22 protein-coding genes, 2 tRNA genes and 1 pseudogene are annotated in these 19,367 nt (G+C 70.9%); 10 read left to right on the forward strand and 15 right to left on the reverse strand.

The window, feature by feature from the left end; genetic code table 11:
• Window positions 1-21 precede the first annotated feature (21 nt).
• From Mam01_RS37565 to galU, 10 genes and pseudogenes are all read right to left on the reverse strand, one after another.
• Window positions 22-226: pseudogene (locus Mam01_RS37565) on the reverse strand (IS630 family transposase); the annotation flags it as partial.
• Window positions 227-354: 128 nt separating this feature from the next.
• A tRNA-Ala gene (locus Mam01_RS30985) sits at window positions 355-428 on the reverse strand.
• 50 nt (window positions 429-478) lie between these two features.
• Entirely contained in the window at window positions 479-1,189 is a 711-nt protein-coding gene (gene sepX, locus Mam01_RS30990) for a divisome protein SepX/GlpR (protein WP_204288736.1), read from the reverse strand.
• Between the two features lie 349 nt (window positions 1,190-1,538).
• The gene (locus Mam01_RS30995) at window positions 1,539-2,105 is read right to left on the reverse strand and encodes a hypothetical protein (RefSeq protein ID WP_204288737.1); all 567 of its coding nucleotides are present in this window, start codon (window positions 2,103-2,105) and stop codon (window positions 1,539-1,541) included.
• A 20-nt stretch (window positions 2,106-2,125) separates the two neighbouring features.
• Entirely contained in the window at window positions 2,126-2,695 is a 570-nt protein-coding gene (locus Mam01_RS31000; RefSeq protein WP_204288738.1) for a hypothetical protein, read from the reverse strand.
• A 111-nt stretch (window positions 2,696-2,806) separates the two neighbouring features.
• The gene (locus Mam01_RS31005; RefSeq protein ID WP_111701422.1) at window positions 2,807-3,448 is read right to left on the reverse strand and encodes a GNAT family N-acetyltransferase; all 642 of its coding nucleotides are present in this window, start codon (window positions 3,446-3,448) and stop codon (window positions 2,807-2,809) included.
• Between the two features lie 61 nt (window positions 3,449-3,509).
• Window positions 3,510-3,986 carry a MogA/MoaB family molybdenum cofactor biosynthesis protein gene (locus Mam01_RS31010; RefSeq protein WP_204288739.1) on the reverse strand — a complete coding sequence of 159 codons (477 nt, stop codon included), beginning with the start codon at window positions 3,984-3,986 and terminating at the stop codon, window positions 3,510-3,512.
• 7 nt (window positions 3,987-3,993) lie between these two features.
• A complete protein-coding gene (gene moaC, locus Mam01_RS31015; RefSeq protein WP_204288740.1) occupies window positions 3,994-4,521 on the reverse strand; it encodes a cyclic pyranopterin monophosphate synthase MoaC in 528 nt (175 codons plus the stop codon).
• Window positions 4,518-5,702, reverse strand: a complete 1,185-nt coding sequence (gene glp, locus Mam01_RS31020; RefSeq protein ID WP_204288741.1) for a molybdotransferase-like divisome protein Glp — start codon at window positions 5,700-5,702, stop codon at window positions 4,518-4,520. Before glp ends, moaC begins: the two co-directional genes overlap by 4 nt.
• A gap of 5 nt (window positions 5,703-5,707) precedes the next feature.
• The gene (gene galU / locus Mam01_RS31025; protein ID WP_204288742.1) at window positions 5,708-6,613 is read right to left on the reverse strand and encodes a UTP--glucose-1-phosphate uridylyltransferase GalU; all 906 of its coding nucleotides are present in this window, start codon (window positions 6,611-6,613) and stop codon (window positions 5,708-5,710) included.
• A 24-nt stretch (window positions 6,614-6,637) separates the two neighbouring features.
• Between galU and Mam01_RS31030 the strand changes: the two genes are divergently transcribed.
• The 6 genes from Mam01_RS31030 to Mam01_RS31055 all read left to right on the forward strand — a co-directional run bounded on the left by Mam01_RS31030 (window position 6,638) and on the right by Mam01_RS31055 (window position 11,108).
• Window positions 6,638-7,213, forward strand: a complete 576-nt coding sequence (locus Mam01_RS31030; protein WP_204288743.1) for a 5-formyltetrahydrofolate cyclo-ligase — start codon at window positions 6,638-6,640, stop codon at window positions 7,211-7,213.
• Between the two features lie 31 nt (window positions 7,214-7,244).
• Entirely contained in the window at window positions 7,245-8,750 is a 1,506-nt protein-coding gene (locus Mam01_RS31035) for a potassium/proton antiporter (RefSeq protein WP_204288744.1), read from the forward strand.
• A gap of 127 nt (window positions 8,751-8,877) precedes the next feature.
• The gene (locus tag Mam01_RS31040) at window positions 8,878-9,222 is read left to right on the forward strand and encodes an FmdB family zinc ribbon protein (protein WP_204288745.1); all 345 of its coding nucleotides are present in this window, start codon (window positions 8,878-8,880) and stop codon (window positions 9,220-9,222) included.
• Between the two features lie 71 nt (window positions 9,223-9,293).
• Window positions 9,294-10,100, forward strand: coding sequence for an S-methyl-5'-thioadenosine phosphorylase (locus tag Mam01_RS31045; protein ID WP_204288746.1), 807 nt, complete (start codon window positions 9,294-9,296; stop codon window positions 10,098-10,100).
• Between the two features lie 13 nt (window positions 10,101-10,113).
• Complete coding sequence (locus Mam01_RS31050; protein WP_204288747.1) at window positions 10,114-10,707, forward strand: SAF domain-containing protein; 594 nt, start codon at window positions 10,114-10,116, stop codon at window positions 10,705-10,707.
• Window positions 10,708-10,757: 50 nt separating this feature from the next.
• Complete coding sequence (locus Mam01_RS31055) at window positions 10,758-11,108, forward strand: DUF1801 domain-containing protein (protein WP_204288748.1); 351 nt, start codon at window positions 10,758-10,760, stop codon at window positions 11,106-11,108.
• On the opposite strand, the gene Mam01_RS31060 is transcribed toward Mam01_RS31055, so the two are convergent.
• Window positions 11,105-12,223 carry a D-alanyl-D-alanine carboxypeptidase family protein gene (locus Mam01_RS31060; RefSeq protein ID WP_239101758.1) on the reverse strand — a complete coding sequence of 373 codons (1,119 nt, stop codon included), beginning with the start codon at window positions 12,221-12,223 and terminating at the stop codon, window positions 11,105-11,107. The two genes, Mam01_RS31055 and Mam01_RS31060, sit on opposite strands and share 4 nt — an antisense overlap.
• A gap of 138 nt (window positions 12,224-12,361) precedes the next feature.
• Window positions 12,362-12,838, reverse strand: a complete 477-nt coding sequence (locus tag Mam01_RS31065) for a hypothetical protein (RefSeq protein ID WP_204288749.1) — start codon at window positions 12,836-12,838, stop codon at window positions 12,362-12,364.
• Window positions 12,839-13,033: 195 nt separating this feature from the next.
• Here Mam01_RS31065 and Mam01_RS31070 point away from each other — a divergent pair.
• Window positions 13,034-13,106: transfer RNA gene (locus Mam01_RS31070), tRNA-Arg, on the forward strand.
• A 273-nt stretch (window positions 13,107-13,379) separates the two neighbouring features.
• Here the strand turns inward: Mam01_RS31070 and Mam01_RS31075 are convergent.
• From Mam01_RS31075 to Mam01_RS31085, 3 genes are all read right to left on the reverse strand, one after another.
• Complete coding sequence (locus Mam01_RS31075) at window positions 13,380-14,120, reverse strand: DeoR/GlpR family DNA-binding transcription regulator (protein WP_204288750.1); 741 nt, start codon at window positions 14,118-14,120, stop codon at window positions 13,380-13,382.
• Between the two features lie 180 nt (window positions 14,121-14,300).
• Window positions 14,301-14,900, reverse strand: coding sequence for a sugar O-acetyltransferase (locus Mam01_RS31080; protein ID WP_204288751.1), 600 nt, complete (start codon window positions 14,898-14,900; stop codon window positions 14,301-14,303).
• Window positions 14,901-15,020: 120 nt separating this feature from the next.
• Window positions 15,021-16,583: an APC family permease gene (locus tag Mam01_RS31085; protein ID WP_204288752.1), complete on the reverse strand. Its 1,563-nt coding sequence runs from the start codon at window positions 16,581-16,583 to the stop codon at window positions 15,021-15,023.
• Between the two features lie 320 nt (window positions 16,584-16,903).
• Between Mam01_RS31085 and Mam01_RS31090 the strand changes: the two genes are divergently transcribed.
• From Mam01_RS31090 to Mam01_RS31100, 3 genes are read left to right on the forward strand one after another with little or no spacing between them, the layout of a single operon-like run.
• Window positions 16,904-18,316, forward strand: coding sequence for an NAD(P)/FAD-dependent oxidoreductase (locus Mam01_RS31090; RefSeq protein WP_204288753.1), 1,413 nt, complete (start codon window positions 16,904-16,906; stop codon window positions 18,314-18,316).
• Window positions 18,313-19,104, forward strand: a complete 792-nt coding sequence (locus Mam01_RS31095) for an FAD-dependent oxidoreductase (protein ID WP_204288754.1) — start codon at window positions 18,313-18,315, stop codon at window positions 19,102-19,104. Before Mam01_RS31090 ends, Mam01_RS31095 begins: the two co-directional genes overlap by 4 nt.
• A complete protein-coding gene (locus Mam01_RS31100) occupies window positions 19,101-19,331 on the forward strand; it encodes a hypothetical protein (RefSeq protein ID WP_150938263.1) in 231 nt (76 codons plus the stop codon). Before Mam01_RS31095 ends, Mam01_RS31100 begins: the two co-directional genes overlap by 4 nt.
• Window positions 19,332-19,367 lie beyond the last annotated feature (36 nt).

A 19,367-nucleotide genomic window follows, 5' to 3' on the forward strand; every position in this document is an offset into this window, starting at 1 on the left:
CACGAACGTTCGCCGGGTGGGTCAGGCGGCTTCGTTGGCGGGTCGCCCCCAGTCGCGTTGTTTCTCGCTGCGGATTCGGGCGCGTTCGCGTCGCTGGGCGGCGAGCACGTCGGGGTGGCGGGCGTTTGGCGTTGCGCCAGCGCAGGTAGGCCTGCAGCTTGCGAGCCGGCACGGTGCGGTTGGGAGGGTTGGAGTCGCCCATCACGAAGCCGCGTAGCGGCCCGAACTGGTCAAAGGAGTGGACTCCTCGTGAGTCGCGCCGCTCGTTCGTATCGATCATGAGCGACGACTCCGAGATCGGAAAAGGGGCCCCGGAGGAACCTCCGAGACCCCTTCTCACCTGCAAAATCGTTGTGGAGCTATGGGGATTTGAACCCCAGACCCCTTCGATGCGAACGAAGTGCGCTACCGGACTGCGCTATAGCCCCAACGACCTCGATTAGATTACCAAACTCTGCGGGGTGTTCGCGCCACCGAATCAGTCGCCGACCGCGCGCCGCCCGTCGGCGTACTGGTCGAAGACCTGCGAACGCTTGCGCGCCTCGAACTTGATGATCTCTGCCTCGCGGGCCAGGGCGGCCAGGGCGCGGCGGCGCTCCCGCTGCCGGCGCAGGTACGCCGCCCGTGCCCGCGCTGCCTTCTCCCGCTGCTCCCGGTCGGCGCGTACGGCCACGCGCAGCACGGCGAGGTAGCCGACGAGGAGCACGCCGGAGGGCGCGACCGCCCACCAGGGCATCACGCGGACGGCCGCGGTGACCACGGAGGCCAGGACGAGCAGAACGCTCCACAGGAGGCGCCTGCGGCGGCGCGCGAGGATCCGGGCGCGGCGATGGGCGGCCACCCTGCGTGCCCGCGTGTGTCTCTCCGCCGCGACCTGGTCGGCGGCCTGGTCCGCGGACGCCGGCGCGGCGGAATCCGGGGACGAGGTGGACCTTTCAGGGGCGGTGACGACCGTGTCGGCGTCGTTCTCCTCGGCACCGTCCTCAAGAGCGGAACCGTCTGCAGGGTCGGCTTCGGGGCCGGCTTCGAGGTCTGACGAGCCTGCGGCGGGCGGCTCGGACAGCGTGGTCGCCTCCGCCTGGTCCTCGAACAGGTCGTCGTCGATGTGGCGGTCGCGGCGCAGCCACATGGGCAGCAGGACGCTGAGCCACATCACCACGATGGCGAGGTAGAGCACGGCGCTACCCACGCGCCCACCTCCGGATCAGCCTCCGGAACGCCGTACGGGCGGGCTCGGGGGCATGGTGAACACGTCCCTGCACTCGTGTCGTCTGAGAGGTGTTCACGTCACGCACCGTAGGACCGCGTGTCGATGAATGACGAGCATTCGGTCCGGTGTGTCGCGAGATCGTCAAAGCTGTTCATGTAATTCGATCCCGCGGAAGCCGCGTGGTCCCACCCGTACCAGGCGGATCCAGAGCACGGCCGGCCGGGGCGCGGCGGCGTCCCCGGCCGGCCGTACCGGCGATGACATTCAGAAACCGACGATCAGTGCTTCAGCCGCGCCGACGATGGGCGGGCCGACGCCCTCCGGGAGGTCATTCCTCGAAATACACGCTGGCGGACCGGTACGTGGTCTTGCCGTTCTCGTCCCCGTAGTGCGTACGGCCGGTCATGACCTTGCCGGCCCTGGCCTGCCAGGTGTGGCTGCTCTCGGTGTACTGACCGCTCACTTCCCCGTCGACCAGCCTGATCTGCCGCGTGGACCAGTACAGCGCGGCGCTGCGGTACCTCGTGTAGCCGTTCTCGTCGCCCTCGTGCCACCTGCCGACGACCACCTGGTCGTTCGGGGCGCTGTAGTCGGACTTGCTCTCCCTCTGTGGGGAGGTCCAGTCTCCGGCGTGCACCTCGACCTGCAGGCCGTTGATCAGAATCCGGCTGCAGTAGTAGGTGGTCTTGGCGTTCTCGTCCCCGTAGTGCGAACGGCCGGTGAGCACCTGGTTCTGCGGGCAGGTGAACTGGTAGCCCGTCCACTCCCACACGGTCTGGCTGAAGACCTGTTCCACCTTGATCGTCACCGCCGCCGAGGCGGGCGAAGTCATGGTGGTGGCGGACAGGGCGGCGGCCACGGCGACGACGGACAGAGCCTTGCTGAACGTTCTCACAGTCTTCGGTGCCTTTCCTGTCAGCCCGCGACGGTTACGTTGGCGAATCGGTACCACGTGTTGCCGTTCTCGTCCCCGCTGTGCTTACGGCCGGTCATGACCCCGGTCCCCTGCGCCTGCCAGGTGTGGTTGCTCTCCCGGTAGGCACCGCTGATGTCCCCACTGGTCAGCAGCACCCGCTGGCCCCGCCAGTACACAGTGGCGGTGCGGTACCTCGTGTAGCCGTTCTCGTCGCCTTCGTGCCACCTGCCGACGACCGCCTGGTGGTCGGGGGCGCTGAAGTCGGACTTGCTCTCCTTCTGGCGGGCGGTCCAGTCGCCGATGTACACCCGGGCCTGCTCACCCTCGATGAGGATGAAGCCGCAGGAGTAGGTGGTGGGGGCGTTCTCGTCGCCGTAGTGCGCGCGGGCGGTGAGCACCATGTTCGTCGGGCAGGTGAACGGGTCGATCCACTCCCGCACGGTCTCGCTGTGGGCGGTCACAATCTCGATCCGCACCGGCGCGGCGGACGCGGGTGCCGGAGCCGCCGCGCTCATGGCCGCCATGGCGGTCAGAGCGGCCGCCGCGGTGGATAACGCCTTTTTCCTCATACGGATGTCTCCCCGTGATGCGGTTTCGCTTACGGCGACGAAGCATCACGGGGCCCACTGGTGATCCACTTGTGTCTCGGTTGCGATGGCGGGGCACACCCGCCGAAGCCGCTATCCGGGGCTGGGCTCGCTGCGGCGGGCGGCCGAGTTCATCGTGCGGCGCCACTGGACGAGCAGCCCGCGCGGCACGTCCTCCACGGTCAGCGCGTAGCAGATGTGGTCACGCCAGGCGCCGTCGATGTGCAGCTGACGCCGGCGGATGCCCTCCTCGCGGAAGCCGAGCTTCTCCACGACCCGGCGGCTGGCCTGGTTCTCCGGCCGGATGTTGGCCTCCAGACGGTGTAAACCGGTCGTGAAGAAGCAGTGGTCCACGGCCATGGCGAGCGCGGTCGGGATGATGCCCCGCCCGGCCAGCCTGCCGTCCACCCAGTAGCCCACCTGGGCGGAACGGGCCGATCCCCACACGATCGCCCCCACGGTGAGCTGCCCGGCGAACCGCCCCTCGTACGTGACGACCCAGGGCATGGCCATCCCCTGGCGGGCCTCGCGGCGCAGCGTGCCGACCATCGAGACGTACGGCCCGAGACCGGTGCGGAACAGCGGGGTCTCCGGGTTGCTCGGCTCCCACGGACGGAGCCACTCGGCGTTGCGCAGCCGGGTGTCGCGCCAGTCACGGACGTCACGCAGGCGCAGCGGCCGTAGCCCCACGGGCCCCTCGGTCAGGGACACCGGCCAGCCGCGAAGTCGATCCATTTGTCAATCATCCACCGGAGAACCGTCAACGCGCCACGTGGGTGCGCATGACATCGAGCGGTCAGCGGGCATGGTCGCCGCCGCGGATCTGGTCCACCACGTGGGCCAGGATCGGGGCCAGCACGGCCATGCCGTCCCGTACGCCGCCGGACGACCCCGGGAGGTTGACCACCAGCGTCCGGCCGGCCTGCCCGGCGAGCCCGCGGGACAGGATCGACGTCGGCACCTTCTCGCGGTTGACCTGCCGTACGGCCTCGGCGATGCCGGGAATCTCCCGGTCCAGGACGCGGCGGGTCATCTCGGGCGTGAGGTCCAGAGGTGTGACGCCGGTGCCGCCGGTGGTCACGATCACGTCGTATCCCGCGCCGACGCCCTCACGGAGCGCCGCCTCGACGGGCTCGCCGTCCGGGACCACCCGCGGCCCGTCCACCACATCGCAGCCCGCCTCCTTGAGGAGGGAGGCCAGCAGCGGGCCGGACCGGTCCTCGTACACGCCCGCGGACGCCCTGTTGGAGACGGTCACCACCAGCGCGCGCACGCCGCCCTCACTTCCGGTCGAGACGGTCACGGGCGTCGCGAGCGCCGGAAACGTCGCGGGCGTCGCCGGGGTCGCGGTCCCAGTGGCCGGTCTTGCCGCCGATCTTCTCCTCCACCCGGACGTCGCTGATCACCGCCGCCGGGTCCACCGCCTTGATCATGTCGACCAGGGCGAGCGCCGCGACGGTGACGGCCGTGAGGGCCTCCATCTCGACGCCCGTACGGTCCGCCGTACGGACCCGGGCGGTGATCTCGACGCCCTCGTCCACGACGGACAGGTCGACCTTCACGCCGGTCAGGGCGATCGGGTGGCAGAGCGGCACCAGGTCGGGCGTGCGCTTGGCCCCCATGATCCCGGCGATCCGCGCCACCCCGAGCGCGTCGCCCTTGGGCACGTCGCCCGCCCGCAGCACGGCCACCGCCTCCGGCGACAGCAGGACGCGCCCGGTCGCGACCGCCGTACGGGCGCTGACGTCCTTCTCCGAGACGTCGACCATCCGGGCGGCGCCGGTCTCGTCGACGTGAGTGAGTTTCATAGGGGAATCACCTCCACCTCGGCGCCCTCGGGCAGCGAGGTCGCGTCCTCCGGAACCACGATCAGCGCGTTCGCCGCGGCCAGCGCCGCCAACTGGTGCGAACCCTGGCCGGTGACCGGCGCGACGGTCCGCCCGGTCAGCACGGCCCGCAGGTAGGACCGCTTCCCGGCGGGCGAGCGCAGCGGCGCCGTCACGGTGGCCCGTACGGCCTCCGGCGGCCCCACCGGGAGCCCCTGCATGGCCCGCAGGGCCGGTCGGACGAAGAGCACGAACGACACGAACGACGACACCGGATTGCCCGGCAGCGTGAAGATCGGCACCCGGTCCGGCCCGACGACGCCGAAGCCCTGCGGCATCCCCGGCTGCATCGCGACCTTCTCGAAGGCCACCGTGCCCAGCGGCGAGAGGGCCTCCTTGACCGGCTCGTACGCCCCCATCGAGACGCCGCCGCTGGTGATCACGGCGTCGGCCCGCAGGAGCTGGGCGTCCAGAACGTCCAGGAACTCCTTGGGGTCGTCGGAGACCGAACCGGCCCGGAACGCATCCGCTCCGGCCTCCCGTACGGCGGCCGTCAGCATGAAACTGTTGGACTCCCAGATCTGGCCCGCGCCCAGCGGGGTGCCGGGCTCGGCGAGCTCGGCACCCGTGGAGATGACGACGACCCGCGGCCGGGGCCGCACCCGCACCCGCCGCCGGCCGGCTCCGGCGAGGATCCCGACCTGGGCGGCGCCGATCCGGGCGCCCTCGCGGAGCACCGTCTCCCCCGCCAGGACGTCCTCGCCCGCCCGCCGGATCGCGTTGCCCGGCGGGGCCGGCCGGTCGATCCGTACGCGGGCGGTGCCGCCGTCCGTCCACTCGACCGGGACGACGGCGTCGGCCCCGGCCGGCATCGGCGCGCCGGTCATGACGCGGGCGACCAGGCCGGGCCCGACGGCGTTCAGCCCGCCGTCGCCCGCCGCCACGTCCCCGATCACGGGCAGCGTGACGGGCGCCCCGGCGACGTCCTCGGCCCGTACGGCGTAGCCGTCCATCGCCGAGTTGTCGAACGGCGGCAGCGGCACGGGCGAGGCGACGTCCTCGGCCAGCACGGCGCCGAGAGCGGTGTCGATCTCGACCTCCAGCGGGGCGAGCGGGCGCACCACCGCGAGGATGTCGGCGAGATGGCGGTCGACGGGCTTCATGTCTCTCAGGACTCGATCTGGTCGAGGAACTGCCGGAGCCAGGGCAGGAAGTCGGGCGCGAGATCGCCCCGGTTCGCGGCGAACTGCACCACGGTCTGCAGATATTCGAGCTTGTTGCCGGTGTCGTAGCGGCGGCCCCGGAACAGCACGCCGTGCACCGGCCCGCCCTCGCCGGGGGCCGTCGCGGCCAGCGTACGCAGCGCGTCGGTGAGCTGGATCTCGCCGCCGCGCCCGGGCGGGGTCCGCTCCAGCACCTCGAACACGGCCGGGTCGATCACATACCGGCCGATGATCGCCCAATTGGAGGGGGCCTCGTCGGCCGGGGGCTTCTCCACGAGGTCGGTGACGCGGACGACGTCGTCCTCGTCGGTCGGCTCGATGGCGGCGGCGCCGTACAGGGAGACGTGCTCGCGCGGCACCTCCATCAGCGCGACGACGCTGCCGCCGTACGTCGCGCGCACCTCGATCATGCGCCTGAGCAGCGGGTCGCGGGGGTCGATGAGGTCGTCGCCGAGCAGGCAGGCGAACGGCTCGTGGCCGACGTGCTGCTTGGCGCACAGGACGGCGTGGCCGAGGCCCTTCGGCTCGCCCTGCCGCACGTAGTGCATGGTGGCGAGGTCCACCGGCTCCTTCACCTGGCTGAGCCGCTCCTCGTCGCCCTTGGCGCGCAACGCGTCCTCAAGCTCGTACGCTACGTCGAAGTGATCCTCGATCGAACGCTTGTTGCGGCCGGTCACCATCAGGACATCGAGCAGTCCGGCGGAGACGGCCTCCTCCACCACATACTGGATGGCCGGTTTGTCGACGATGGGCAGCATCTCCTTGGGGGTCGCCTTCGTCGCGGGAAGGAAGCGGGTGCCCAGACCCGCGGCGGGCACGACGGCTTTGGTCACGGGATCGAAGTCAGCCATGGTTGAACACTAACGGAGCGGGCTGTGGACAAGCTGAACCTGCGTCGCCGTATCCTCCGCGACCGGTCGGAGCTGGACGAACGCACGCAGCGCGCGTCCTCGGCCGCGATCCGTGAGACGCTCCTCGACCAGCCGTGGGTGCAGATGGCCGGGCTCGTCGCCTGCTACTGGTCGATCGGGACGGAACCGTCCACGCACGGGCTGATCCTCGCCCTGTGGAAGCACGGCGCGACCGTGATCCTGCCGGTGCAGCGGCCCGACGGCGAGCTCGACTGGGCGGTGTACGACGGCCCGGACTCGCTCGCCCCGGGGCCGTACGGGGTCATGGAGCCGGTCGACGTCCGGCGCGGGGTGGACGCGATCAGGACGGCCGCGCTGGTCCTCGTGCCCGCCCTCGCCGTCGACCGGGTGACGGGCGTACGGCTCGGCCGGGGCGGCGGCTTCTACGACCGGGCGCTGGCCCGCGTCGGGCCCAACGTGCCGACGGTCGCGCTGCTGCACGAGGGCGAGCTGATCGAGGGGGTCCCGGCGGAGCCGCATGATCAGCATGTACGGTTCGCTGCCCTTCCGAGTGGAATCGTCCGGTTGTTGCAGGTGTGACAAGATTGGCGCAGGCGCGGAGAAAGGAGCGGTGGGTCTGAACGTCTGGCTGCTGCTCTCCGCCGCCGTCGTCATCGCGGCCATCGCGTCCGTCCGGATCGCGCACCGCACCGGCCTGCCCACCCTGCTCATCTATCTGTGCCTCGGCCTACTGCTCGGCGAGCGCGGCCTCGGCGGCATCCACTTCGACAACGCGCACCTCGCCCAGGAACTCGGCCTGATCGCGCTCGCGGTGATCCTGGCCGAAGGCGGCCTGACCACCAACTGGAGTCACGTCCGCGACTCCGTGCCGAGCGCGCTCGTGCTCGCCACGGTGGGCATCGCGGTCAGCGTCACCGTGCTCGCCGCGAGCGTCGCGCCCCTGCTCGGCCTGGACTGGCGGTCGGCGTTCCTGCTCGGCGCCGTGCTCGCCTCCACCGACGCGGCTGCCGTGTTCTCCGTGCTGCGGCGGCTGCCGCTGCCACCCCGGCTCGCCGGGATCCTGGAGGCGGAGTCGGGCTTCAACGACGCCCCCACCGTCATCCTCGTGATGGCGCTGAGCGTGAGTTCGACGCTGACCCTCTCGCTTCCGGCCACCCTGCTGGACACCGTCGCCGAACTGGCCATCGGCGCGACCGTGGGCCTCGCGGTCGGCCCCGCCGGGGCGTACGCGCTGCGCCGGGTGGCCCTGCCCGCCTCCGGCCTCTACCCGATCGCGGTGCTGGCGCTGGCGTTCGTCGCCTACAGCGGGGCGGCGCTGCTGCACGGCAGCGGCTTCCTCGCGGTGTACGTCGCGACGCTGATCCTCGGCAACGCCCGCCTCCCCCACCGCGCCGCGACCCGCGGCTTCGCGGAGGGCGCGGCGTGGCTCGCCCAGATCGGGCTGTTCGTGATGCTCGGCATCCTGGCCGACCCGGCGGAGCTGCCCGTCGTGATCGTGCCCGCCCTGGTGACGGGGGTGTTGCTGGTCCTGGTCGCCCGGCCGGCGTCGGTCCTCGTGTCCAGCCTGTTCGTACGGCTCCTGCGTCTTGGGTCGATGCCGTGGCGGGAACAGATCTTCCTGTCGTGGGCCGGGCTGCGCGGCGCGGTGCCGATCGTGCTCGCCACGATCCCCTGGAGCGCGGGGGTGCCGGGGGCGAAGGGCCTGTTCAACGACGTCTTCATCATCGTGATCGTGTTCACGCTCCTGCAGGGGCCGACGCTGCCGTACCTCGCGCGGGTGCTCGGCCTGGCCGCCGAGGGCGAGGCGCGCGACCTCGACGTGGAGGCCGCGCCGCTGGAGGAGCTGAAGGCCGACCTGCTGCAGGTCCGCATCCCGCGCGGGTCGCTCATGCACGGCGTGGAGATCTTCGAGCTGCGGCTGCCCACCGACACCATGGTGACCCTCGTCGTACGGAACGGGCGGTCGTTCGTGCCCACGCCGACGACCCAGCTTCTGATCGGCGACCAGCTTCTCGTGGTCACCACGGCGGCGCAGCGGGAGACCGTCGAGCGCCGCCTGCGCGCGGTCAGCCGCAAGGGCAAGCTGGCCGGCTGGTACGGCGAACGCGGCGGCTGACGGTTCTTCTGGGGCTGCGCGAAGGGGACACCGGGGGGCAATAAACCGGGCTGGAGTGGCGTTTGCGCTTGTTGGTTGAATACCATTAGCAATCGACCCGGTCGAGTGCCAGTCTCAGGAGGAGCGAGTGCCCACCTACCAGTACGCCTGTACCGCTTGCGGGGAGCAGCTGGAGGCCGTTCAGAAGTTCTCTGACGACCCGCTCACGGAGTGCCCGGCCTGCCAGGGCAAGCTGCGCAAGGTGTTCTCCGCCGTCGGCATCGTGTTCAAGGGCTCCGGCTTCTACCGGACCGACAGCCGTTTGTCGAGCTCGTCGACGACCACGTCCAGCACGACGACGCCGTCGAAGTCCGCCGACTCCAACGGCTCGGGTGACTCGGGCGGTTCGGCCGCGCCCGCGAAGAAAGAGACCGCCTCGACCAGCACGTCGACGAGCACCTCCTCGTCGTCGGGATCGACCGCCGCCGCCTGAGATTCTGAGGTTGTCCACAGGGGCCGCCGGACCGCGCCGGAGGCACGGCGCCGTTCGCTAGGGTCGGCCCCATGGTCAATCGCGCAGACATCGGCGTCATCGGCGGATCCGGGCTCTACTCCCTGCTGGAGGACGCCCACGAGGTCGACGTGACGACGCCGTACGGCCCGCCCAGTGACACGATCTCCGTGGGCCGCATCGGCGGCAGGTCCGTCGCGTTCATCCCCCGGCACGGCCGCGGCCACACGTATCCTCCGCACCGCATCCCCTACCGGGCCAACATGTGGGCCCTGCGGTCACTTGGCGTCCGGCAGGTCCTCGCGCCCAGCGCGGTCGGGTCCCTGCGCCCCGAGATCGGCCCGGGCGCCCTCGTGATCCCCGACCAGCTCGTGGACCGCACCCAGAGCCGCGAGCAGACCTACTACGACGCGGGCGGCGCCGTCCACGTGTCGTTCTCCGACCCCTACTGCCCCACCGGCCGGGCCGCCGCCGCGGCCACGGCCCGCGACACCGGCTGGGACACGGTCGACGGTGGCACGCTGGTCGTGATCGAGGGTCCCCGCTTCTCCACCCGCGCCGAGTCGCAGTGGTACGCGGGCGCGGGCTGGTCGATCATCGGCATGACCGGGCACCCCGAGGCCGTTCTCGCCCGCGAGCTGGCCCTCTGCTACACGACGCTCGCCCTCGTCACCGACCACGACGCCGGAGTCGAGGCGGGCGAGGGGGTCACCCACGAGGAGGTGCTGGCCTTCTTCGCGGCCAACGTGGAGCGGATGCGCACACTGGTCTCCCAGGTCGTGGAGGCCCTGCCGGAGGAGCGCCCCTGCCCCTGCGGCAACGCCCTCGACGGCATCAAGCTCCCGATCGATCTCCCCTGATGGTCGGGTCGTCATGCGCGCCCTGAAACGGCTCCCGGTGCGCCGTCGCCGTGCCCTCGCCGCGCTCCTCGCCGGGCTCGCGGCGGCGTGCGCGCTGTCGGCCGTACGGGCGCCGCGGGGCGTGGAGGTGCTCGCCGCCGCCCGCGACCTCGCCGGGGGCAGGCTCGCCGCCTCCGACGTGATGGTCGTACGGCTGCCGCCCGACGCCGTACCGGCCGGGGCGTACGCGGCCGGCTCCCCGGTGACCGGCAGGGTGGTCGCGGGCCCGCTCCGCCGGGGCGAGCCGCTCACCGACGCGCGCCTCCTCGGGCCGGGCCTGTTCCGGTTCTCCGGATCACCGGACTCGGTCGCGACGCCGGTCCGGATCGCGGACCCGGGCGCCGCCCGGCTGCTGTCGCCGGGGGACGTGATCGACGTCCTGGCGGCGTACGAGGACGGCCCCTTCGAGGCCCGGACGGTCGCCCAGCAGGTCCAGGTGATCGCCCGGCCGCCCGGTTCCACGGACGGCGGAGGGCTGCTCGTGCTGGCCACCACTCCCGCCCAGGCAGCCGGGCTCGCCCAGGCCCAGGCACAGGGCAGGCTCTCGGTGACCATCCACCCCCGCTGAGCGGCTTCTCCGATGGACTGCACCGCCGGGCGGTGACAAGATACGCGACCATGAGCAGCGCCGAGATCGACGACTACGTCGAGACCAAGCTCGACCCGAAATACCGGGAACTCGTTGCGGCCCTGCGGGCCCTCATGGCCGAAGAGGCCCCCGAGGCGACCGAAGGCCTCACCTACGGCTCGCCCGCCTGGCGCGGCAAGAAGATGCTCGCGGTCATCAGCCAGAGCAAGACCCACCTCACCTTCGCCTTCGAGCGCGGCGCGGAGATGACGGACGCGCACGGCCTGCTCGAAGGAGTCGGCAAGAAGACCCGCCACGTCAAGATCAAGATAGTGGACGGAATCAACGAGGCGGCGCTGCGCGACTACATCGGCCAGGCCGTCCGGCTCGACGCGAGTTAGGGCAGCAGCGAGCCGAGCTTGGGGTCGTACTCCCAGTGCCACGGCTCGAAGGGGCTGTGATAGGCCCAGTCGGGGTGGAACCAGCCGTACTTCTTGCCGTTGGCCTCAAGCCAGTTGAACTGGGCGGACCGGAAGCTCTGCACGCCGCCGCAGAGGTCGACGGCGAGCCCCAGCCCGTGGTTGCTCTTGCCCGGCGTGGCCGCGAACCCGGGCCGCCGGTAGTAGACGGCCTGCTGCTCGCCGAGGCTGCGGTAGCTGTCGGAGATGCACATCGGCGTGCCGAAGCGTTTCTTGTAGGCGAGGTTCAGGTCGGCGAAGGCGATCGCCGCGTCCGCCCGCAGGGTCTCCCCGCCCTGTGGGAGGGGGCACAGGATGTTCTTGGGGAGAAGGCCGTTCGGATACTGCTCCGCCTGCGCGATCCGGGTGGGATCGCAGCCGCCCGCGCCCTCTGTCCCCTGGCCGATCTTCACGCCAAGTTTGACCAGCGCCCTGGTCAGCGACCGGACCAGCGTCGTGGAGCGCTTACGCATGAGGGTGACCTGCGCGCTGAGCTGCGCCTCCTGGAGAAGGCTGGCCGCCCGTAGCTCCTGCGCCTCCTGCGCGAGCCGCTGCTGACCTTCGAGCAGCTTCGACGCCTCGCTGAGAACGGTGTTGTGCCCGGCGACCAGATGCTGCATGTCGCTCATCCTGCGCAGGATGGCCGTGCCGTCCCCACCGGCGATGAACGGGCTGAGGCCCCCGACCGAGGGATCCTGGTAGAGCGACGCCGCCAGGTCGGACAACGGCTTGCGCAGTCTGTTGAGCTCGGCCGTGGCCTGCTGGAGACGGGTGAGCTTGCCCGCAAGCTCCTTCTCCACGCCGGCGAACTTCTTCTGCCGCGCCACCAAAGCCCGGTTCGCGTCCTCGATCGACTTGTAGGCCTTCTGGGCCTCACGCCGCAGCTCAGTCAAGGAGGTGGGCTCCTTGCCGAGCTCGCCGGCCCACACGGCGGCGTCCGTACGGGCGCTCGCGTCGACGGTCGTACGCGCCGATGCCGCCGCGGCCGTGGAGGCACCGGTGAGCGAGGTCATCACCGTGACGACCGCGATCAGCCCGGCCGACCGAGGAGATGACACGCTCCGACTCCCCCGTTTGCGAACTCGTGACCTGGGTCAGGGACGCACGTTACTACAGCGTCCGGTGGGCCGGTGCCCTGGTTCGCTCAAGCGCTATCGACCGATCACGTCGCGTTTGCGCCTTTCCCGCTCATGCGCCTACTGCCCGCCACCCTCCCGGCAGGCATCCCAGAGCCACGTGCCCTCCCATTCCGGAGCACACGCCGGGCGTTCCTTCCGGGGTTCCGGCTGTTTGATTGGCTGCCTTTTCTCCGGCACGCTCCGGGGGACCGCCTTCCAGACCCGCCCGACGACCGGCACGGGAACAGCGGGAAGCCGCACCAGCCCCTCATAGCGACGCGCCGGCCCGTACGGCTCCGGCACCGGCGTCGGTTCCAGCAGCGCCTTTGCCGTCCGCGCGGCCCGGTCGGGGTCCGGTAGCGGCCGCGCCCCCGACGCCGCCTCGGCGGCCAGCCCCGGCCCGGCACCTCGTACGCCGCCGACAGGCTCGGTGAGCACGCGCCGGGCCTCATCCGCCAGGCCGCTCCGCGTGCGTTCCCCGTAGCCCGCGAGATCGGCCACGAGCAAGCCTGAAGCCAGGATCCCCGGCGCGATCATCGCCGCGACGAGCGTCATCGATCGCCGCCGCAGGGATCCGCGTCGTGTTACGGTCACAGCCAGCGACGGTAAGGGGCCTCCCTGGTGCGAGCGGCGGCGAGTTGCCATGCCTTTACCGCAGGTCGGCCGACCGATGACCACCGACTTCTCCACCGCACCCCGGGTGGAGGCGCAAGCGCCCCAACCTTTCGCTAGGCTTAGCACCGCACACTTGCCTCCGTAGCTCAGGGGATAGAGCACCGCTCTCCTAAAGCGGGTGCCGCAGGTTCGAATCCTGCCGGGGGCACATATCCCATCAAAGTGTGGGGATGAGCGGACAATTTCCAACGTGTCGGCGCACAGATGACAGCGATCCAGCCGCCGCCTACCGTCCCTCGCCTCACCTCTACCGCCCAGCACATCACCTGCCCCCAGGCTGCCTGGCGACGACGTACGTCCGCTTGCAGGTCCAGACGGAGCTCCGGGGCCGGCGACTCCCCCGGCGCGACGTCATGGCTGATGGAGAGGAGCGCGCGGCCGGTCGAGGCCTGCAAGCCGGAGCGCCTCGGTGGTGACGTCGTCAGACGACGATCACTTCGAGGCCGGTGTCGCTCAACCGGGCGACTTCCGTGGGGTCGGCGCCGTCGTCGGTCACGAGCACGTCGATGTCCTCAATAGGGGCGATGGGAGTGAAGCCGCGGCGCCCGACCTTGCTGGAGTCGGCGACGACGACCTTTCGGGTGGCCCGTCGCACGATTGTCGCGCCGACCTCGGCCACGAGCTGGTGCGGTGTGGTCAGGCCCCCGTCGGCGCTCAGGCCGTCGCACCCGAGGACCGCGACGTCGGCGCTGACCCCCTCGAACGCGGCCACCGCCTGGGGGCCGACGAAGGCCATGTAGGCGGGCAGGTACAGGCCGCCGACGGCCACCAGGTGAGGATCACCCCAGGCGCTGACGTCGTCGATGATCGGCAGGGAGTTGGTGACCACGGTCAGGGACGTCTGCGCGGATGCGTCCAGGCTTGCGGCGACCCGGGCAACCGTGGACCCGGAGTAGAAGAAGACCACCGAGGCGTGGTCGAGGAGGGTGGCGGCTCGACGGGCGATCTTGAACTTGGCCTCGGCGTTGCGCTGAGCGGCCTCGGCGTACTGCCGGGAGGTCGGGGTGTGCGCGGGGCGGCCGGCGCCGCCGCGAACCCTGGTGATCAGCCCCTCGGCGACCATGGCGTTCAGGTCGCGCCGCACCGACATCTCGGTGAGGCCGAACTCGTCGGCGAGCTCCTTTACGCTGACGAACTCCTTGCCGTCGAGGAGCTCGAGCACGCGCGCACGGCGTTCGCGCGTACGCAGTCGGGGAGGGCTGAGCTCGGACTCACGTACGGAAGAGGACTGGGTCACCACACCGCCCATGTTCGCATCCTGTTCGGTTCATGCACAACACAACACCGAGGTGTGCGTTCGCACAGTTGGGCTCGACGTACGCCATGGAACTGTCGAGCGTGCCTAAAGGACGTCGGAGCGCCAGCCGGTGGCGTCCTGCTCGGTGATCTCGCGCAGGATCCGGGCGGGGTTACCGGCGGCGATGACGCGTGCGGGGACGTCCCGGGTCACGACGGCCCCGGAGCCGACGATCGCGCCGTCGCCGATGGTCACGCCGGGGTTGACGGTGACCCCGCCTCCTATCCACACGCCGTCGCCGATCGTCACGGGCTTGGCGTAGCAGGCTCCGGCGACGCGCTCGGCGGGATCGACGGCGTGGTTGGAGGTGTAGATGCTCACGCGCGGTCCGAGCAGGACGTTGTCGCCGATCGTGATTCGTGCGCCGTCGAGCATGACGGCGTCGAAGTTGGCGTAGAAGCCGGCGCCGACGCTGATGTTGTAGCCGAACTCGCACCGGAAGGTGGGCTCGAAGTGGGCGCCGGGACCGACGTTGTCGAGCAGGTCACGCAGGAGGGCCTCACGGTGGGCCTGGGGAGCGCCGAAGCTGTCGTTGTAGGCGTTGGTGAGCAGCACGGCCCGCTGGCGGGCGGCGACCAGTTCGTCGGTCAGGTCGTTGTACATCCGCCCGGTGAGGATGTGGGCGCGTTGTGCCTCGAGGCTCACGGTTGTCTCCTGCGGCGTTCGGTTTTCGTGTCGGTGCACGATGTGGGGTGGTGCGCGGGTGCCTGCGCGACCGGCTTCGAGCCGGGCCGCGCAGGCGCAGGGCGCGGTGCTCGTTGAGGATCAAGTGTTGCGGACGTCGGCCACCGACGCTGACGGGGCCTCTCCCGCGGTGAGCATGACCTGCATGCGGTCGTAGCGTTCGCGCGAGCTTCGGCGAAGCCACAGTGCGTACCCACTCCCGAGCAAGCCGAAGAGGATCAGCAGGCCGATCAGGATCCAGGTGAGAACCTGGGAGGCACCCAGCAGGAGGTCGAGGCTGGACAACGCCAAGACGAGGATGCTCCCGAGACCCGCGATGGCGAGCAGCGGAGCGATGACGGTGTGCCAGCGCCGCTTGTCGACGTCGTTGCGGCGGAAGAAGACGAAGATGGCCACGCCGGCCAGGATCTGCGCCGTGACGATGCCGATGGTCCCGATGCCGGCGAGCCAGGTGAACAGGGTCGTGTAGGGGTCCAGGCCCGCGATGGCGAAGCCGGCGACCACGGCCGCGGCGCTGATGGTCTGAACCGTAGCGGCGACGTGAGGGGTCTTCTGGACCTTGCGGGTGTGGCCGAGACGGTTCCAGACCAGGCCCTGGCGGCCCAGCGCGTACAGGTAGCGCGAGAGGTTGTTGTGGAAGGTGACGATCGCGGCGAACAAGGCGGTGATGATCAGGACCTGGAAGGTGTGCGCGATCCAGCCACCGAGCACGGTGTCCGCGACGAAGAAGATCAGGTTGCCGGACTCCTTCTGGGCCACGGCCTGGGCGTCGTCGACGCCGATGGCGTTGATGACCAGGTAGGAGGTCAGTGCGTAGACGCAGGCCATGAAGACGACGGCGAAGTAGGTGGCGCGGGGGATCGTGCGCCGGGGGTTCTTGGCCTCCTCGGCATAGATGGCCGATCCTTCGAACCCGATGAACGTCGTGTGGGCGAGCATGACGGACACCCCGACACCGGCGGCGAAGACGGTGGGAATGGAGAACGGGGTGAGGCTGAAGCCCTCACTCGCGGCGGCGGTGTCGGAGCTGAACACGATCCCGGCGCCCAGGGTCAGGAGCATGGTGCACTCGAGGGTGATGAGCACGCCCAGAATGACGCCGCCGGCGTGGACGCCCTGTAGTCCCAGTGCGAGGCAGGCGAGCATCGCGACGATCGCGCACACCCACCAGGGCACGTCGACGCCTGCCGCGTCGTGCAGCAGTGAGGACAGGTAGTAGCCGAAGCCGCCGTACAGGGAGAACTGGATGCAGCTGTAGGCGAAGACGGTCACCGCGGCCGACCCGAGTCCGACGACGCGGCCCAGGCCGAGGGTGGTGTAGGCGTACAGGGCGCCGGCGTTGGTCACGTGCCGGCTCATGGCCAGGTAGCCCACCGCGAACAGCAGCAGGATGCCCGCGGCGATGATGAACGCGCCGGGGGTTCCGGCGCCGTTGCCGAGGCCGATCATGATCGGCACGAGGCCGACCACGCCGGTCAGGGGCGAGGCCGCGGCGATGATGTAGAAGGCGATCGCCGGCGCGCCGAGCGAGTTGGGCTTGAGCCCGTGATCGCCCGAGTGCGTCTTGCCTCCATCGGTGAGGGCGGATGAGGAGCCGGGGCCCGGTGCGGCCTGGGGTGAGTCCTGATGGGGCTGCGTCTGCATCGATGTGCCCACTTTCTTCTTGCGGCACGGCACGTGGGGCGTGCGGGCCGCCGAACGGTCCGAGGCACCCAGATCTCAAGGGCAGGGCAGGCCCCGCTGCCCGGCCCTTGACGCCTCGTTGTATTGCGGAGCATCGAACATCGTTCTGGTTCACATGTCAACACTTGCCTGTTTTTTGCGATAGTGAGTAATGTTCGAAACGAACTTCAGATCCACCGCTTCGAACAGAATTTGATCGTAGGTGGTGGTTCCGGCCGCGGGTCGCGGATCCAGCGGCGATGACGCCGCCCGGCGTCGTTCTCGAGACGGAGGTGAGGCCGATGACCACTACGCGCTACGACGTGGTGGTGGTCGGTGGCGGCGTCCTCGGCACAGCCGTGGCCGAGCGGCTGGCGCGCACCAGCGCAAGCGTATGTCTGCTTGAGGCCGAGGGTGACGTCGGGGAGCACGCGAGCAAGGGCAACGCGGGCGTGGCGGTGTCTTACTACGGTGGGCCGGGCACGCTCGAGACTGACCTGATCAACGCCTCCAACCCCTTCTGGGAGGAGCTGTGCGAGCGCCTGGACGTGCCCTACCGGCGCATCGGCGGCCTGATGGTGGCCCTGAGCGACCGCGAGGCCGAGCGGCTGGAGCACACCAGGGCTGAGGCGGCTGCGTGCGGTGTGCGGGTGCGGATCCTCAGCGCCGGCGAGGTACGCGAGGCGGAGCCGTTGGTGACCCCCGACGCGGTCGCCGGCCTGTCCCTGCCGGACGAGGGCATCATCGACCCGATGCGCCTGACGGCGGCGTTCGCCAGTCTGGCCGCCGTCAACGGTGCGGTGATCCGGCTACGCGAGCGGGTCGAGGCGATCGAGCACGAGGACGACGGCACCAGCACGGTGATCACCGGCGCCGGACGCTACCGCGCACGGTTCGTCGTCAACGCCGCGGGCGTCGGCGCGGGCGCCGTGTCGCGGATGGCCGGTGGTGACCCGCTGGTGACCTGGCCGCGCAAGGGGCAGTATGTCGTGGTCGACAGGGCCTTCGCCGGCGCCCTGCGCCAGATCGTGTTCTGCACCCACCTTCCCGACACCAAGGGCATCAACGTCGTGCCGACCACGCACGGTTCGGCGCTGCTGGGCCCGACGGCCACCGACGTCACCGATCCGGACGACCGGGCCACCGATGCCGAGACGATCGCCCGGGTCGTCGCCGAGGCGGCTCGGCTGGTGCCCGCTGTGGCCGAGGCGTACGCGATCAAGACCTTCGCCGCCAACCGCCCGGCCGGCGACGAGCCGTACCGCCTGCGTGTGGACGCGCACGTGCCGAACCTGGTGCACGTCACCGACCGCTCGGCAGGGGTGAGCATCTCCCCGGCCGCGGCGCAGTACACCCTCGATCTGCTCCAGGCCGCCGGGCTGGACGCGGTCGAGCGGCCCGGCGCGCACACCGCGCTACCGCGAGTCCCACGCCTGCGCACCGCGCCCGAGCCCGAGCGGCTCACGGAGGTCGACCCGCTGTACGGGCAGGTCGTCTGCGCGTGCGAGCACGTCAGCGCCGCCGAGATCGAGGCGGCGCTGAGCGCGCCGGTCCCGGCGACGTCCATCGACGGTGTGCGCAAGCGCACCGGCGCCGGCTACGGGCGTTGCCAGGGCTCGTTGTGCCTGGCCGGCATCTCGTTCCTCACGGCGATGGCGACCGGGTGCGGGCCGGATGCCGTGCGCCACACCGTGCGCGGGACGGTGGGGTCGTGAGCCGCCTGCTGGTCGTCGGCGCCGGCCCGAGCGGCCTGGGCTGCGCCACCGAGCTCGCTCGAAGCGGTGGACACGACGTACTGCTGATCGACCGGGTCCCGGTCGCCGGGGGCGAGTCCGGGTGGGACAAGCCCGAGGTGCGCGATCTGGTCCGCGCCGCGACCGGCGCCGGTGTCGAATTCCGGCTCGGGGCCGCGGCCGCCGTCTGGACCGACCGGCGTCTGCTGCTGACCGCACCGGGCGCGATCCGGTGGGTCGAGGCCGACCACCTGTTCTACGCGGGAGGACTCCGCCCCGCCACCGCTTCCGACCTGAACATCGTCGGTGAACGGCCCGCGGGAGTGCTGCCCGCGACCGTGGCCGACCACCTGCTGAGCACCGGCGTGCGACTGTGGAAGCGCGCCGTGGTCGTGGGCGACGGGCCGTGGGCGCCGCACATCGCGGAGCGGATCCGTGGGGCCGGCGGCCACGTGACCGCGGTCGGCGCCGGATCGCCCACGTGGGCCGACCAGGTGGTCGCGGGAGGAACGGGACTGGAGGTCCTCGGGAGCGACCGCGTGCACACACTTCGCGTCGTCGACGGGACCCGGGTGAGGGACCTGGTGTGTGACGTGGTCATCCTCGCCTCCGGGCCCTTACCGAACCGCAACGTCGACGGCGCGCTGGCCGAAGGGGCCCCGCATGTCACGTTCGTCCAGCCCCTCGACGCCCGGGGAATCGCACCTCGCGCCCAGGCCGGGCGCGCCATCGCCGCCCACTGGGCCCGTACGAACGGAGGAAACCCGTGAAAGTCAGCTCCCCGATCGGCGAGCTGCCCTTCGAGCCGCGCAGCCTGCGCGTGCGGGACGGCGGCATTCAGATGGAAGGCGTCATGGGTGCCTGGCCCGCCAAGGTGGAGATCGACGCCGACGACATCCCCGGCCTGCTGCGGCTCGTCCTGCGCCCGGGTGTCCTGGGCGTTCTGATCCGGATCGCGTTCGCCCAGGCCCGGCGCGCCCTCTTCCGCCGTCGCTGATCACCCCGCCTCGCGGAGCTTCGCGTTCTCGGACGC

Origin of the sequence: Microbispora amethystogenes (assembly GCF_016863015.1) — a bacterium.
Lineage (GTDB): Bacteria > Actinomycetota > Actinomycetes > Streptosporangiales > Streptosporangiaceae > Microbispora > Microbispora amethystogenes.